At 57.7% G+C, this 16,790-nt stretch carries 7 protein-coding genes; 6 read left to right on the top strand and 1 reads right to left on the bottom strand.

What is annotated here, in order from left to right; all coding sequences use genetic code 11:
* Positions 1 to 59: 59 nt before the first annotated feature.
* Entirely contained in the window at positions 60 to 3,809 is a 3,750-nt protein-coding gene (gene mfd, locus HMPREF2942_RS02800) for a transcription-repair coupling factor (RefSeq protein ID WP_070688323.1), read from the bottom strand.
* A gap of 554 nt (positions 3,810 to 4,363) precedes the next feature.
* Here mfd and HMPREF2942_RS02805 point away from each other — a divergent pair.
* The 6 genes from HMPREF2942_RS02805 (at position 4,364) to HMPREF2942_RS02830 (ending at position 16,787) form a co-directional block, all read left to right on the top strand.
* On the top strand, positions 4,364 to 6,730 hold the full coding sequence (locus HMPREF2942_RS02805; RefSeq protein ID WP_070688325.1) for a fibrinogen-like YCDxxxxGGGW domain-containing protein: 2,367 nt from the start codon (positions 4,364 to 4,366) through the stop codon (positions 6,728 to 6,730).
* A 527-nt stretch (positions 6,731 to 7,257) separates the two neighbouring features.
* Positions 7,258 to 9,726, top strand: coding sequence for a fibrinogen-like YCDxxxxGGGW domain-containing protein (locus HMPREF2942_RS02810; RefSeq protein ID WP_070688326.1), 2,469 nt, complete (start codon positions 7,258 to 7,260; stop codon positions 9,724 to 9,726).
* Between the two features lie 345 nt (positions 9,727 to 10,071).
* Complete coding sequence (locus HMPREF2942_RS02815) at positions 10,072 to 10,932, top strand: hypothetical protein (protein ID WP_070634144.1); 861 nt, start codon at positions 10,072 to 10,074, stop codon at positions 10,930 to 10,932.
* A 213-nt stretch (positions 10,933 to 11,145) separates the two neighbouring features.
* Complete coding sequence (locus HMPREF2942_RS02820; RefSeq protein ID WP_246824335.1) at positions 11,146 to 14,559, top strand: fibrinogen-like YCDxxxxGGGW domain-containing protein; 3,414 nt, start codon at positions 11,146 to 11,148, stop codon at positions 14,557 to 14,559.
* 477 nt (positions 14,560 to 15,036) lie between these two features.
* Positions 15,037 to 15,825, top strand: coding sequence for a CDP-alcohol phosphatidyltransferase family protein (locus HMPREF2942_RS02825; RefSeq protein ID WP_070688328.1), 789 nt, complete (start codon positions 15,037 to 15,039; stop codon positions 15,823 to 15,825).
* Between the two features lie 11 nt (positions 15,826 to 15,836).
* A complete protein-coding gene (locus tag HMPREF2942_RS02830; protein ID WP_049345168.1) occupies positions 15,837 to 16,787 on the top strand; it encodes a glycosyltransferase family 2 protein in 951 nt (316 codons plus the stop codon).
* Positions 16,788 to 16,790 lie beyond the last annotated feature (3 nt).

A 16,790-nucleotide genomic window follows, 5' to 3' on the forward strand; every position in this document is an offset into this window, starting at 1 on the left:
GAGCATCTTCATGGTTCGGCCGCCCGATATGACAGGGCGGCACCTGCCCCTGTAGGTCTCTACTCCTCGAGAGCCTGCGGCTTCTCGGCATAAATCGAGTTGATGAACTTCTCAGCCCACTGCAGCATCGCGCCGTCCACCAGGTCCTTGCCGCCCACCGGCATGGTCTTCGGGCGCGGAACCAGCGTCAGCCAGGTGTCCATACCCTTCGGCTGGGCGTGCGTGGAGCCAGGGTACACGCGCTTCAGGCGCATCTGGCGGGACTCCGGCAGCGGCGTAGCGGTTACCACGCGAACCTTCGGACCCAACACCACCAGTTCATGAATACCGGCGGCACGGGCGTGCATACGCACCGTCGCCACGGCAAGCAGGTTCTCTACCGCCTCCGGCAGCTCGCCGTAACGGTCGACCAGCTCCTCGCGAGCCTCCGCGATCTTCTCTTCGGTGTCGGCTGCAGCAATCTGACGGTACGCCTGCAAGCGCAGACGCTCAGAATCAATGTAGGTGTGCGGAATATGCGCATTGACGGGCAGGTCAATCTTCGTTTCGACCTCGCGCTCTTCCTTCTCGCCGCGGTAGTTTGCGACAGCCTCGCCGACCAGGCGCAGGTACAGGTCAAAACCGACACCGGCAATATGGCCGGACTGTTCGCCGCCGAGCAGGTTGCCGGCACCGCGGATCTCCAGGTCCTTCATCGCAAGCTGTAGGCCAGCGCCCAGCTCATTGTGGGTCGCTACAGCCTTCAGACGCTCGTGTGCAATCTCGCCGAGGGTCTTATCCACCGGGTACAGGAAGTAAGCGTAGGCGCGCTCGCGGCCACGGCCCACACGGCCACGCAGCTGGTGTAGCTGGCTCAGACCGTAGTTCTGGGCGTGGTCGACAATGAGGGTGTTCGCGTTCGAAATATCCAGGCCGGTCTCCACGATGGTGGTGCACACCAGCACGTCAAAGCGGCGCTCCCAGAAGTCCACAATAATCTGCTCCAGGCGCGATTCACTCATGCGGCCGTGGGCAGTGGCGATGCGCGCCTCCGGCACGAGCTTGCCGATTTCCGCGGCAACATCGTCGATGTCAGCCACGCGGTTGTGCACGAAAAACACCTGTCCTTCACGCATGAGCTCGCGGCGGATTGCGGCGGTAATCTGGCTGTCGGTTCGGGGACCGACGAAGGTCAGCACGGGGTGGCGTTCCTCCGGCGCGGTGGCAAGGGTGGAGGTCTCGCGAATACCGGTTAGCGACATTTCCAGGGTGCGCGGAATCGGGGTTGCACTCATGGCGAGCACGTCCACGTTGGCGCGCATCTGCTTGAGCTTTTCCTTGTGTTCCACACCAAAGCGCTGTTCCTCGTCAATGATGACCAGGCCCAGGTCCTTGAACACTACGCTGTCCGAGAGGATGCGGTGGGTACCGATCACCACGTCCACCGCGCCGGATGCGATTTCTTCGGTAATCTGGCGGGTTTCCTTCGCCTTCTGGAAGCGGGATAGCACACGAATCTTCACGGGGAATCCCGAGAAGCGCTCGCTGAACGTCTCGTAGTGCTGCTGCGCGAGCAGGGTCGTGGGTACGAGCACGGCAACCTGTTTGCCGTCCTGCACCGCCTTGAACGCGGCACGTACGGCAACCTCGGTTTTGCCGAAGCCCACATCACCAGAGATGAGGCGGTCCATGGGGATTTCTTTCTCCATGTCTTCCTTCACCTCGTGGATGGCGGTGAGCTGGTCGGGAGTCTCGTTGTAGGGGAAGGACTCTTCCAGCTCTCGCTGCCAGGGGGTATCTGCGGCGAAGGCGTGACCGCGCGATGCCTGGCGTGCCGAATAGAGTTTCACCAGGTCGGCGGCGATTTCCTTGACTGCCTTGCGGGCGCGGGACTTGGTCTTAGCCCAGTCGCTGCCGCCCATCTTGGACAGGCTCGGGTTCTCGCCACCCACGTAGTTGGAGATCAGGTCCAGCTGGTCGGAGGGCACGAAGAGGCGGTCGGGTGCACCACCGCGCTTGGCGGGGGCGTACTCGATGACCAGGTATTCCTTCATGGGCTGCACACCGTTGACCGGGGAGGCGCCCGCCACCGGGCGGGAGGTCATCTCGACAAACCTGCCGATGCCGTGGCGTTCGTGCACCACGTAGTCGCCGGGGTTCAGTGCGAGCGGGTCAACCGCATTGCGGCGGCGGCGTGTCTTGAATTTCTGTCCTGCGGCGCCTCGGGGTGCGTAGGTACCGCGGCGTCCGAGTAGTTCGGCTTCGGTGAAGACGGCGAGCTTCGCCTCCTCGATGAGGAAGCCTGCGGAGGCGGGCGCCTCGCAGACCTCGACGATGCCGTGTTCGAGGTCCCCGGCGGGGTCGGCTTCGAGGCTGGTTCGGCGGGCTGCGGGTACGGCGGGTGCCCCTTCGCCGGAGTGGAAGAGGTCGATGAGGCGGTCGGTGGAGCCGCGGCCGTTGGTGAGGGCGAGGACGGTCCACTGTTGCTGGATGAGCTCGCCAACCTGGCTGAGCATGCGTTCGACGGAACCGTTGAATGCGGTTGCGGGGGTGGCATTGACGGTGTAGGTGTCGATGCCATCTTCGATGGCGTCGGCAATGCTCTGGTTTTCGAGTGCGCCTGCGGCGGCGTCTTCGAGCAGGTCTGCGTCGGTGACGAGTTCGGTGATTTCCCACCAGCTGAGTTTGGCTTCGAGTGCCTGTGTGGTGGTTTGGTCGATGGTGCGGAATCCGCTGTCGCTCATGCGGAGCTGGCCGAGGTCGATGGGTGCTACTGCGTCGGCTTCTGCGGAGGTGTCCCAGGCGGCGGCGAGGAATTCTTCGTTGGTGGCGACGAGGTCTTCGGCGCGGGCGCGCACACGCTCGGGTTCGACGTTAATGATCATGGACCCAGCCGGCAACAGCTCGGTGAGGGTGTTCATGGATTCGATGAGTAGCGGGGTGAGTGATTCCATGCCTTCGACGTAGATTCCGCCGGCAATCTTCTCAAGCATGGCTGCGGCTGCCGGGTAGTCGGCTTTCAGTCGTGCGGCGCGGCTCATGACCTCGGGGGTGATGAGCAGTTCGCGGCAGGGCAGCAGGGTGAGTTCGGTGAGCTCTTCTCCCCCGCTGAGGGTGCGCTGGTCGGCGACGGAGAAGTGGCGCATTTCGTCGAGTTCGTCGCCGAAGAATTCGAGGCGTACGGGGGTGGTGGCGGTGGGCGGGAAGACGTCGATAATGCCGCCGCGTACAGCGTATTCGCCGCGCTTGGCAACCAGGTCTACGCGGGAGTATGCGGCGTCGTTGAGACCGCGCACCACATCCTTGAAGGGGTATTCTTCGCCGCGAACCAGGTGCACGGGTTCAAGTTTTTCGATGCCGGTGACGATGGGCTGGATGACCGCGCGTACGGGTGCGATAACGACCTGGGGGCGTTTAGCAGCTTCCCCGGTCATGGCGCGCAGTACCTGCAGGCGGCGGCCTACGGTGTCGGAGCGCGGTGAGAGGCGTTCGTGGGGCAGGGTTTCCCAGGCGGGGAAGAGCGCAATGTCGGCGGCGGGCAGGTAGGAGCGCAGGGCTGCGGCGAGGTCTTCTGCTTGGCGGTCGGTGGGGGCGATGATGAGGCTGAGCGCTTCGGGGGTGGTTCCGCGTACGGCGGCGGAAATATCGGCAATGAGCGCGGCGTGTGTTCCTCCGACGGCGCCGATGAGGGTGCGTGCGCTACGTTCAGCGGGCTTCGCGGAGGCGGCGGTGCGGATCGCGGCCCAGCTGCTGAGTTGGTTGAGGGTGTTCAGGAGGGGGTGCAGGGGTGCCTCGAGGGGCTGTGCGGTAGCTTTTCGGGTGGTGCTCACGGGTTCTCCTGAGTCTGGGGTCTTCGCTTGCGGCGGTTGAGCTGGTGGAGGGCTGCTATGGATGGTCGGTATTGGGCGGTGCCGGTTTGGGGCGTCCGAGTGAATTTGCCTTTATTTCACGGTGCTTTTTGTGCGTTTTGGGGTGTTTTTTGCGGCTTTTCCATTGTAGGACTTGTCCGCTTTTCTGGCATTTTTCTCTTGTACTCTCTGTGATGGAATATATTCCTTTTTGCACTCGGTTGTCGCTTTCGTGGGTGATATTTGAGTATGGTTTTCTTCCGTGTCCGTTCCTGTGTCACAACGTTCATCGCATGGGGTGCAAATCACACACTCATGGGCATCTTTGCACTTTGTGCACCATTATTTTCACAGCTTAATCCTGTACCCTAATCATTAACACTTAGAGCAAAACCAGACAGTATATCCCCTTCCGGATTCTGTTTACCTCTTCCAACCAACCTCAGGTTTTCAGTATTTACTGCGGTTTTTCTAGTGCGCTAAATTCACCGTATCTTTCGATGTTTCTTCCGGAACGTCGCATCAGAAAGACGCATATGACAACCACATACACGAACAAACCCGCTGAAAAGCGCCATGCCCATTCATGGTCTGCTAAGAAGTGGGGTGCTTTCGCACTCGCTTTTGGTACTGCTTTTACTGCGGCACCTCTTACTCCTACTACTCCCGCCTCGGCTGCAACCGGAACCCATGACGGTTCCAGCAGCGATAAAGCGGCTGCTTCCTGTTACGAGGTCAAGCAGGTTAATCCTTCTGCCTCCTCTGGCACTTACTGGCTGTACACCCCGCAGATGAGCGGCCCGGCGCAGTTCTACTGCGATCAAGAAACTGATGGCGGCGGCTGGGTCATGATTGGTCGCGGTCGTGAGGGTTGGACCGAGTCTTACAACGGCACCGGCGACCCAAATCAACTGCACCAGAACCCCACGGGTCCATCCGCTTTTACTCCCGTCCAGCTTCCCGCAAACACTGTCGATGCTCTGCTGAACGGCATTAAGCCTCAGGACCTTCCCGATGGCATGCGCCTGCACCGTGCCCACAATGCAAGGGGCACCCAGTGGCAGAACGTTTATGTTCAGCGTCCTCAGACTGAGCAGTGGACCTGGGCGATGAGCTACGGTCAGCGTTGGGGCACCGTGAAGTTCACCGGTGCCGGCATTAACCGCACCGCTCATATGGGTCGTCATGCTTCGGAGATGGCTCCGGGTATTACCACCAGTTCTGTTCGTTTCTTCGCGAACCCGAACCAGGGCTACCAGATTGGTTTTGCGTACGGTGCGCTGGTGAACTTCGGTAATGAGAATCCGGATTCATACATTTACCACAAGCGTGGTTCCGCTGGTTACTCCATCCCCTTTACTCAGGTGTTCCTGCGTCCGAAGCTGACTCAGCGTGACTTGAACTTCTCGCAAATTGGTTCTAGCTCTGCCGCTAGCAACCGTCGTGCTCTGCCGAATAGCTACACGATGCCCGTTCGTTGGCGCACCAGTGAGCAGACTGGCACCGGCAAGAAGAACGAGATGAACACCTACGTTCAGGCTATTACTCAGGTGGGCGACACCGTCTTCACCGGTGGCGACTTCAAGTACGTGGAGTCGGCTGGTGGCGAGCGCGTGGACCAGTCGTACCTGGCGGGCTATAACGTGGATTCGGGCGAACTGGTTCGCTCTTTCCGTCCGACTTTCAACGGTCAGATTAAGGCTCTTGAGGCTCTGCCGAATAACCGTCTGGCGGTTGGTGGCGAGTTCACCGAGGTTAATGGCGAGAAGGTCAACCACTTCGTCATTCTGGACGCAACCACCGGCCAGATCGACCGCACGTGGGATCTTCAGGTTCAGCGCCGTAATGGCGATGCAGTTCAGGTGAAGACCCTGCTGGTTCAGGACGGTTACCTGTACATTGGCGGTAACTTCACCCATGTAAAGGGCAATACGTCTAAGGCGTACGCTTACTCGCGTGGTGCCGCTCGTATTAAGCTCTCGAACGGTGCGGTGGATTGGAACTGGCGCCCGAACTTTAACGGTACGGTCAACGGTATTACCGCTGCGTCCGATAACTCGACTGTTCACGCTGCGGGTTACTTCACTGAGCTGAATAACCAGCGTGCTTTCCGCCTGGCTGCTCTGAACGGCTCGGATGCTTCGAACATTAGGTGGGAGTGGGAGCCTTCGCTGAAGCTGAACATTACTGACCGTATTGTGTACGCGTTCCAGTTCGATGTTCAGGATGCTGGCTCGACCGTGTGGACTGCCGGTGCTGACCACCTGATTGCTAACTACTCGAAGAACGGTTACGGCCGTATTTCCACTGCGATTTCTAAGTATGGTGGCGACTGGCAGGATCTGCATCTGAGCGGTAACACCATTTACGGTGCGTGCCACTGCGGTGACGTCCTCTTTGAGGGTTCAACCGGTTACCACACCTACTGGAAGGAATCGAAGGCGGTTCACCGCATGCGTTTGGTCGCGGCGTTTGATAAGGACAGCGGCGAGGTTGTGGGCGAGTTCAGCCCGGTTCTGAAGGGCGCTAGCGGCTACGGTGTCTGGGAGTCCTTCGTGGATTCTCGCGGCAACCTGTGGGTTGGTGGCGACATTAACCGTTCGCTGGGTGCTAATGGTGAGCAGCGCACTGTCGGTTTCGCTCGTTTTGCTCCTCGCGATGTGACCGCCCCGTCGACTCCGTCGAACCTGTCGGTTCAGCGTGATGGTTCGATGGATAAGCTGTCCTGGTCTGGCGTTCGAGAGAATGGTGCTCGCTACCAGGTGCTGCGTAATGACCGTGTGATTGCTACCGTCTCTGGTACCAGCTACGAGGTTGAGCATACTGATGGCACTCGCTACTACGTACGCTCCATCGATGCATCTGAGAATTTCTCGGCTTCCACGGGAGCTGCTCAGGCTTAGGTCAGATTGTTGATCTAGTTTCTTTGAACCGCCGCCTGGTTCGGGCTCTGCAGGGTTTGCGGGGTCCGGATCAGGCGGCGGTGCACCCGGGGTGTATGCCCTCTATAGTTTTGGTTTGGTCCGGATTTCCCAGTTTGCTATCTCTTCGCCCCTGTGGCGGCTATGATGGGTTGGGATTCATTGCGTCGGATGGGTTACTTCCGTCCTTCCGATGATGGGCTGAATCTTTGTCTGTGGTGTTTCTTCGCTGTTGGTACGACAGAGGAAACTTCACAGATTTTTAGCGTTCCGCTTCGTACGGGTACGGTGCCATTGTTGGCTTCGTGCGTGAGGGGTGGGGCGTATTCATTCAATTTCCGATAACTACACTCACTGATTCCGGCTACAGACTCGCTGTTAGCGCAGTTCATAACGCTTCCCCCTTACCCCGATGCCTGGTCACTATGCTGTGCCTTGTGTGGGGTTGGTGCTGCTGTGTGAATTGCAGTTTTCTGCTGTGTGCCGGTTGAGGTCTCTAGGAGAGACAAATGAATTTTCTTCCGTTCACGCGTGGAGGGCGCGCGCAGGGTGCTGCTTCCTCCGCTTCTGAGGGCTCTCGCGTAGCTTCTCGCTCCGGGTCCCGTGCTTTGGGTGCGGCGGCTGCTTCTTTTGCGATGGTTGCGGCTTCTTTGGGTCCGATTGCTTCGGGCGCGCAGGCTGCTGATGCACGCTACTATGACGGTTCGTCGAGTGAGCGCGCGGCTGCGAGCTGCTGGGAGGTTAAGCAGAATAATCCGCGTGGCAAGAGCGGCGCGTACTGGCTGTACACCCCTGCGATGAGTGCTCCTGAGCAGTTCTATTGCGATCAGGAAACTGATGGCGGCGGCTGGGTTATGATTGGCCGCGGTCGTGAGAGCTGGACTGAGAACTACTACGGTCGCGGTAATGCCGATCAGCTGTATAAGAACCCGACCGGCTTTGATGCGGTGCAGCTCTCCGGCGTGACCGTGAACGCGCTACTGAACGGTACCCGTCCGCAGGATTTGCCCGATGGCGTGCGTTTCCATCGCGCGATGAACGTTGAGGGTACTACCTGGCAGGATTTCACGGCTCGCCGTGATTCCAGTACCGAATGGACTTGGACTTTGCGTTCGAAGATGTTCTGGTCAAATATTTCGGTTAAAAACACCTGGCAGTACAGTAACCGTTATGACTACACCAACCGTGGTCAGGTGGCCGATAACATCTTCACCCACGATTCTGATGATTTCCGTTCTCTGCATTTCGAAGAGAAGGCGTCACAGGGCTACAAGTTGGGCTTCACTTACGGTCGCAACACCCAGATTACCTGGTGGACCGAGACCTACCTGATGAACCGTCCTTCGGCGTATATTTACCGCCCGGCGGATGATTCGACTACTCCTCTGGTGTTTACCCAGATGTTCTTGCGCCCGAAGGTGACTCAGAACGATTTGGTGGCTAAGGGTCTGCATGATTATGGCCAGCAGGGCGCTGCGGCAAGTAACCGCCGCGCGCTACCCAATAGCTACTCCGAGAAGTGGAAGTGGCGTACCAGCGCTGATACCGGAACCGGTAAGAACGGCGAGATGAACACCCAGGTTGAGGCGATCACCGAGGTCGGTGGCGCTGTCTTTACCGGTGGCGATTTCGCGTATGTTGAGTCGGCAAGCGGCGAGAAGGTTGAGCAGGCTTTCTTGGCTGGTTACGAGGTGGGTACCGGCGAGCTGCGCCGTTCCTTCCGCCCGAAGATTAACGGTCAGGTGAAGTCGGTTGAGGCTCTGCCGAACGGCCTGCTTGCTGTGGGTGGTTCTTTCGACCAGGTGAACGGCGAGTACTACAACGGTTTTGTAATTCTGGATCCGCAGACCGGTCAGGTTGCTAAGGACTGGGATATCCGCGTGGTTAGCCGCATTGCTTCCGTACCGGTACAGATTAAGACCCTGCACGTGCGTGATGGCTACCTGTACATTGGTGGTTCCTTCACTCACTTGAAGGGCCAGACCTCCCCCACCTACGCGTATGCGAGGAACCTGGCTCGCATTAAGTTGAGCAACGGTGAGGTGGACTGGAACTGGCGTCCGGTCTTTAATGGCACAGTTAACGGCGTGAGCGCTTCTGAGGGCAATGCCGATGTGTACGTCGCTGGTTACTTCACCCAGCTGAATAACCAGGAGGCGTTCCGTCTCGCTCATATGCAAGGCAGTAGCACGAACCCGGTAGCTTGGCACCACCGTCCTTCGTATACCCCCAAGAATGCCCAAACCTGGGATTTGAAAAACGAGCGCAGGATGTGGGGCTTCCAGTTCGATGTTCAGGATGCTGGTTCCTCCGTCTGGGTGGGTGGCACCGAGCATATGATTACCCGTTACGAGAAAAGCTCGATGCGCCGCACGGACAGTGCGATTACTCGTGAGGGTGGCGATTTCCAGGATCTGCACCTGAGCGGCAACACTATTTACGGTGCGTGCCACTGCGGCGATTTCCTCTTCCAGGGCGCAGACACTGTCTATTCGGAGTGGGAGAACGCGACTAATGCTCAGACCATTCGCCTGGTAGCTGCGTTCGATAAGGACAGCGGCAAGATGCTGCCGGAGTTCGCACCGATTATGAACGGCGCGTATGGATACGGTGTGTGGGAGTCCTTCGTGGATTCCACGGGCACCCTGTGGGTTGGTGGCGATATCCGTAAGTCGCTGGGCGCTAATGGCGTACAGCCGACTATTGGCTTCGCGCGTTATGCTCCTCGTGATGTGACCCCTCCGGCTCCCCCGAGCGATCTGAAGGTCACGACGAACGGTTCCAAGGATCAGCTGACGTGGTCGGGTATTTCCGAGCGCAGGGTGAAGTACCAGGTTCTGCGCGATGATCGTCCTATTGCGACGGTTACGGGTACGAGCTATTCGGTGGATCACCGCGATGGCGCCCGCTATTATGTGCGCGCGGTAGATACTGCAGATAACTATTCGGCAAGTACCGAGGCTGTCCAGGCAGCATAACCCCTCATCAGGGCAATATCCACTTTTGTGACAAAGAATTTTAGTGATGTTCGCCCTATTGTCCCGGGCTGGTTCATGACCAGCCCGGGACTTTTTTGCACAATGTGAATCTATTTCATTCATTTACATGAAGGTTCTTTCATTCAGAGATATATATTTATCTTCCATTCGGGCAAAAATAGAGCATTATTTAGGGCTTATTCTCATCATTTATAAAAACGTTATTTTTGCGGGTCTAAGTGTTTTCCCAGCTTTGCGTGTTAGCCTTTAGGTGCTTTGCCATTGTGCGAGGTATTATCTTCCGGAATATAGTCATTCTCACTCCAACCACTAAAGAGGCTTCCTATGTCATCATTCTTCAAGCAGTCCTCCCGGTCCCGGCTTCTGGGCACCCTGGGCACCGTTGCGGTATCCGCCCTGGTTCTGAGCGGTTGCGCTACTGAAAACCCGAGCTCCGATAGCTCTTCTTCCGCTTCTGCTTCCGCAAGTGTTTCCGCTTCTGCACACGCTTCTTCCGCTCAGTCTTCGAGCGCTTCCCCTAAGGTTTCTGAGCAGGGCACCGCTTCTGCATCCGCTGAGGCTTCGGGTGAGGCATCTCCCAAGGCAAATGCTGAGGCTACTTCTTCTGACGGTCAGAAGCTTGAAGAGATTTACACTGGCGCTGAGGAAATGAAGAACGCTTCTTCCGTGCCCGTTGACGCTGAAGAAGTTAAGAAGACTACCGAACTGGTTAACTCTTTTGAGACCATTCTGACCAAGGTCAAGGCGGCTCCTTCCGCAGCTCCTTCTCCCGAGCGTACCGCTGATCCGAGTAGCGATGAAGAGGCCGAGCAGCAGAACGTTGAGCAGGCGCGTGCTGTTCTCGATGATGAGACGATTCGCTCCATCGAGGCGGTAGCTGTGGATTCCGCTGCCGCTGAGTTTGCCGTGCAGGCTTCCGAATACGCACTGGCTGGCTGGCACTACGAAGGTTCTTCCACTGTGGTGGGCACTCCCCGTATGACTGAAACTCAGTACAAGGGTCAGCCCGCGCGCATGCTGGAAGTATGCATGGATTCTTCCTCGGTGAAGATCTATGACGAGAATAATCAGCCCGTTAAGGATGACAATTCTCCTAAGCGTTCACTCAATATTTACACCCTCGTTCAGGTCGATGGTCAGTGGAAGATTGCGACCCATGATTTCCCGAACAATCCTGATTGCTAGGGTCTAATTAAAGATGCCGGTTTCCAGTTATGATTCGCTGGAACCCGCGCATTATCATCCATAGCGCATTAATGTTGATGCGCACTCGATAACATTTCTTGGCATTCATTTGGAGATATTATGAAAGCCCACCTTGGCATGACGGGCTCCGGCTTTTCACGTTCTGCTATAACCCGCTCAACTCTTTGCTTGAGCATTGCTACGGCTTTGGCTTTGCCCGTAGCTATCCCCGCTATTACGCCGAGTACCGCTGTCGAACAGACTGCGGAAAAAAGGGACTCTGCTTTCTACAATGGCACGACCTCCGAGCGTGCTGCCGCCAGCTGTTGGGAAGCCAAGCAGGCTAACCCCGAGGCAAAGAGCGGCGCCTACTGGCTGTACACTCCCGCGATGAGCCAGCCTACCCAGTTCTACTGCGATCAGGAAACTGATGGTGGCGGTTGGGTCAAGATTGGTGAGGGCCGCGATGGCTGGACCGAAAACTACGAAGGTCAGGGCGACACCTCCCAGCTCTACAGTGATGCCGCACCCGCGTCGTCCGGTTTGACTCTAGAGCAGGGCAAAGCTCTGAGCTCGGTGCCTGCTGCAAAGACCCCTATTCAGCTTTCGGGCACCACTATTTCTCAGCTGCTCAACGGCACCCGCCCCGATCAGTTGCCTGATGGTTATCGTTTCCGCCGTGCCCTGAACACCTCGGGCACCAAGTGGCAGGAGGCGACGGTTGATCGCCGCCAGACTTCTGAGTGGACTTGGGCTCTGCGTTCAAACGCTATCTGGGCCAACGCGACAGTCTCCAACCCTGACGAGTTCTCTTCTTACAATGAAAATGGCCGCAGGGACTGGCCTGATGGCACGTGGGAAGACCATATGCTTGGCGGCCAGAACTACGGCTTCAGGACGATGCTCTTTGAGGAAATGGCTTCGCAGGATTACCGTATGGGTTTCCGTTACGGTGCAAACGCCCCCATTTCGCAGGATGGCTCTGAGCCGGCGATGACCGACGCGCAGAACTCTTACATTTACGGTAAGGACGGTAAGGGTGAAACCTCATTCGGTTACACCCAGATGTTCCTGCGCCCGAAGCTGACCCAGAATGATTTGAATCTGGGCGCTATCCCGGATTCAGGTACCCCGGCGAGCGCTCGTCGCGCCCTGCCCAGTAGTCGTTCGGCGGACTGGCGCTGGCGAACCAGTACTAGGACCTTCACCGGTGAAACCAACGAGATGAACACCTACGTTGAGGCGATCACCGAGGTCGATCACGGCAACGGCACCTCCAGCGTGTTTATTGGTGGCGACTTCGAGTACCTTGAGTCGTCTTCCGGCGAGAAGGTTCACCAGTCTAATATTGCTGCCTTTGACCCGGAGACCGGCGAGTTGCGCCGCGACTTCAAGCTGACTGTTAATGGTCAGGTGAAGGCTGTTGAGGCTCTGCCGAATAACCGTCTGGCTATTGGCGGTAACTTCAAGCTTGTTAACGGTGAGGAGCATAAGAGCTTCGTCGTTGTTGACGCCACGACCGGTGAAATTGCCCCTGAATGGGCTCAGGTTAAAGTCGAAGATCGTATTCTCACCGAGGTCATGACGGTGAAGACCATTCACCGTCAGGGTGACTATGTGTATATTGGCGGCACCTTTACCCACATTCATGAAAGCGAAAAGGCGGGTGTTGCGTATTCGCGCAATATTGCCCGTTTTAAGCTGGGCGAGCCTTCTGACGGCGTGCCCGGTATCGTGAGCGTGGATCGCAATTGGCGTCAGGTGTTTAATGGCACCGTCAACGGTATTAGTGCCTCCGCTGATAACTCTCATGTTTACGTAGCCGGTTACTTCACCTGGCTCAACGGCGGCCTTGCCTACCGCGTGGCTGATATTACTCAGCACCTGCAGAAGGGTAGCCCCTGGGCGTACCAGCATTCTGAGATTCCTGCTGGCGCTAATGTCTCTGATCTGCGTAATGAAACTAAGATTTGGGGTTTCCAGTTCGACGTTCAGGACGCCGGTTCCGGTGTCTGGGTGGGCGGTACTGAGCACCTCATCTCTCGTTACGACAAGGCCTCCCTGAGCCCCACCTACACTGCTATTACCCGTAACGGCGGCGACTTCCAGGATCTGCACCTGCATGGCAACACCATTTACGGCGCCTGCCACTGCGGCGACTTCCTCTACCAGGATTCGCGTAACAAGCAGGCCCCCGTGGGCGGTTCGAGCGTGATTCACTCGGTCAAGCTGGTTGCTGCGTTTGATAAGGACAGCGGCAAGATGCTACCGGAGTTCTCCCCCTCTATTAAGGGTGACCATGGCTTCGGTATCTGGGAGTCCTTCGTGGATTCGAAGGGCACCCTGTGGGTTGGCGGCGATATTCACCGTTCGCTGGGTGTTCACGGCACTCAGGATACCATCGGTTTTGCGCGCTTTGAGGCTCGCGATGTAACTCCTCCGGCTACCCCGCAGAACCTGCAGGTTGAGCTGAAGGACGATAAGGACGTTCTGACCTGGGACGCTGTGCAGGATACCGGTAGTGTCCGCTACCAGATTCTGCGTGACGACCGCGTCATTGCAAGCACTTCGGGTACGAAGTTCGAGATTGACCACACCGATAACGCACGTTACTTTGTGCGTGCTGTGGACACCTCGGATAACTACTCTGCGTCCACTCCGGTTCAGGTAGCTCCGGTTCGCCCGACTCCTACGGAGACCGCGACCGAGACTCCTACCGCTGATCCGACCGCAAGCGCTGACCCCAGTGCTTCAGCAAGCGCTACCCCGAGTGCAGAAGCAACTACCGAGGCACCGAAGGAAGAGGATCCGAAGCCTGCCGATCCCAAGCCTGCCGATCCCAAGCCTGAGGACCCGAAGCCTGCCGATCCCAAGCCTGAGGACCCGAAGGAAGAGGCCGCTAAGGACCAGATTGTTCTGCCCTACGCCTCGGATTGGAAGTACATGGTCTCTACCCAGGCTCCCAACCGTAAGTACGGTTGGAAGTACAACTTCCACTTCAGCCTGGAAGATATTGCGCAGGAAGCATGGCAGACCGGCAAGACCCCGATTGGTGTCGGTGCTAGTAACCTCAACACCTCCGTTAAGGTTCCGCTCGTGCGTACCCGCCACAACATCTACGCCTACACCACCGTCCACCTCACCCGTGAGCAGGCGAGCCGCGACCTGGTGCTGACCACTTACGCGGACGATGCTATTGCTGTGGGTGTCAACGGTGAAGAAGTTGGTCGTACCAACTTCGACACCCGTGGAAAGCTGTGGAATAGCTCGCTTGCATCGAGCTCGATTGACACCACTGAGGCTCAGAAGACTCCGGTGACTTTCACCGTTCCTTCTTCCAAGCTGAAGGCTGGCGAGAACCTCATCGCAGTTGAGGTTCATGCGGGCATTAGTCGACGTAACGTTCGCCCGAACGTGAGCTTCGATCTGCAGGCTACTTCCAAGGCACCGGTTGCTGAGCAGCCCGCCGAGAAGGAAGCTGACAAGGAGGCGGAAGCTCCCGCCGCAAACGAGGCTGAGCAGCCCGTGGTTGATAACGCGAACAATGCGGCAGCCGACCAGGGCGAGCGACGTGCCGTCAATAACGGAGTCGGAACCCGCGTTCCGATGCAGTCCCGAAGGAACTAATACCTTCTAGACAATCTCAGCTAAATGGGGTTTGATTTTCTGAATGATTCAGAAAATCAAACCCCATTTGCGTGTGTTACCCGCTTTTCTGTGTTTTTTGCATCATATATTCTTGTTTTTTGTGTTTCTGTTATCTGTCTCTCTGCACAATATTCAGAAATGTTTTCTAAAGTCAGAATTCACAGGAACAAAGCGCCGATAACCCCGCCTGACAGCACGCCAAATCTGCCCGATGGATCCCGCAAATCTGCACTAAAGCGCATTGTCAGCGGCTTTTTACGACACAATTGCTGACCCTGACCACACGTCCCCTGTTGCACTTTATCTCGTTGTAAAATATCTATATAGTGGAGTATGTGAAAAAGGGACCAACCACCTCTTTTTCGCGCGCGGGACTTTCCGGACTTTCTCGCAACCACCCCGAAAGGGAGTAATTCACTCTCCTTCACTCCTCTCACCGATTAAAAAGGAATGTGCATGTCCACCTCTGAGGCACCTCACACCCCAAACTCCGCGTCCGCGTCAGGATTTTCTGCGAAGTTTTCTCACACCCTGCGCTCCCTTGAGGCAGCGCAGAAGCCCGGCATCGGCGTTCCCGCCTACACCCGCTGGGTCAACCGCCGAGTAGCACGCTACTTCGCGGCGGCAGCTGTCGCTCTGGGCATCACCCCCAACGGTGTCACCGCTATTTCCGCTGCATGTTCCGCGGCAGGCCTCATCGTTCTGATTACCTGCCCGCCCAGCGTTGGTGTGGGTATCTGCGTTGCACTACTCTTCGCCCTCGGTTACGGCCTGGACTCTGCTGACGGCCAGGTTGCTCGCGTGACCGGTGCGTCCTCCCCCGCCGGTGAGTGGCTCGACCACGTGGTCGACTCTATCCGCGTACCCTCCGTGCACATGGCAACCCTGCTCTCCTTCCTGCTGTACCCTGCGCACTACTCCTTTACCGGCTCTAGCGCATTCAACGGCTGGATTATTGCCATGCCCATGATTTTCACCGCGCTGACCGCCGGTCACTTCATGAGCCAGATTCTGGCTGAGCAGCTGCGCAACAACCGCAAGACCGCGGCACCTCCCACCGGTGGCCCCCTGCGCTCCTTCATCAACCTGCACATGGACGCTGGCACCCTCTGCTGGATCTACATTTTTGTTGGCTTCGGCCCCGTATTCGTTATCGTCTACGCGCTGCTTCTGCTGGCTAATGCCGCAACCGTCCTGCTGTCCATGCGTCGCAAGTACGTTAGCCTCGCGACCCCCGCTGAGTAAGGAGAATCCCAATGATGCACTTCACCTCTCGCAACCCTGCTGTTTCCGCCGTTATCGCGACCAACGGCAAGCGCCCCGAACTGTTGCGCGTGGCTGTCCGCTCCATCCTTGAGCAGAGCTACCGCGGTTTCGTTGAAGTTGTTGTCGTCTTTGACCGTGTTGAGCCCGACCGCCTCGAGGATATTGAGGTCGGCGAAAACCGTGCCCTGAAGATTGTCTCCAATACCCGTTCCGGCGGTCTGGCTGGCGGCCGCAATAGCGGCATCATCGCCTCCAGCGGTGAGATGATTGGCTTCTGCGATGACGACGACTACTGGATGCCTTCCAAGCTCACCCAGCAGGTCGCTCTCTGGCGCGAAAACCCCGAAGCAGCCGCTATCTCTTCGGGTATTACCGTCCGCTCCGGCGGTCAGGACATCGTACGCCTGGCACCCGAGCGCGCAACCTTCGCGGACTTCCTGCGTTCGCGCATTACCGAAATTCACCCCTCCGCCATGCTGTACTCCCGCGAGGATCTGCTCGGCGTTGATGGTAAGCCTGCCCGCATCGGCCTGGTCGATGAGGAGCTGCCCGCCGCCTACGGTGAAGACTACGACCTGTTGCTACGCGCAACCCGCCACGGCGATGTACTGAGCGTGCCCGAGCCGCTGATTCTGGTGCTCTGGGACCGCCCCTCCTTCTTCTCTGGCAAGTGGCAGTCCATGGTTGACGGCCTCAGCTACATTCTGCGGAAGTTCCCCGAATTTGAGCAGGACCCCAAGGGCCTGGCACGTATTGCCGGTCAGATTGCGTACGCTCAGGCGTCGCTGGGTAACAACAAGGAGGCGCGTGCCTACGCTCGCTCCGCTCTGCGCCGCGACCCCAAGCAGCTTCGTGCTTGGGCGGCGTATGTTGTGTCCACCGGCATTATTAAGCCCGCTACTCTTCTTGATCTCGTCCAGAAGACCGGTCGAGGTCTCTAACCA

The sequence above is a fragment of the Rothia sp. HMSC071C12 genome, assembly GCF_001813895.1.
In the GTDB taxonomy this organism is placed as follows: Bacteria; Actinomycetota; Actinomycetes; order Actinomycetales; family Micrococcaceae; genus Rothia; species Rothia mucilaginosa.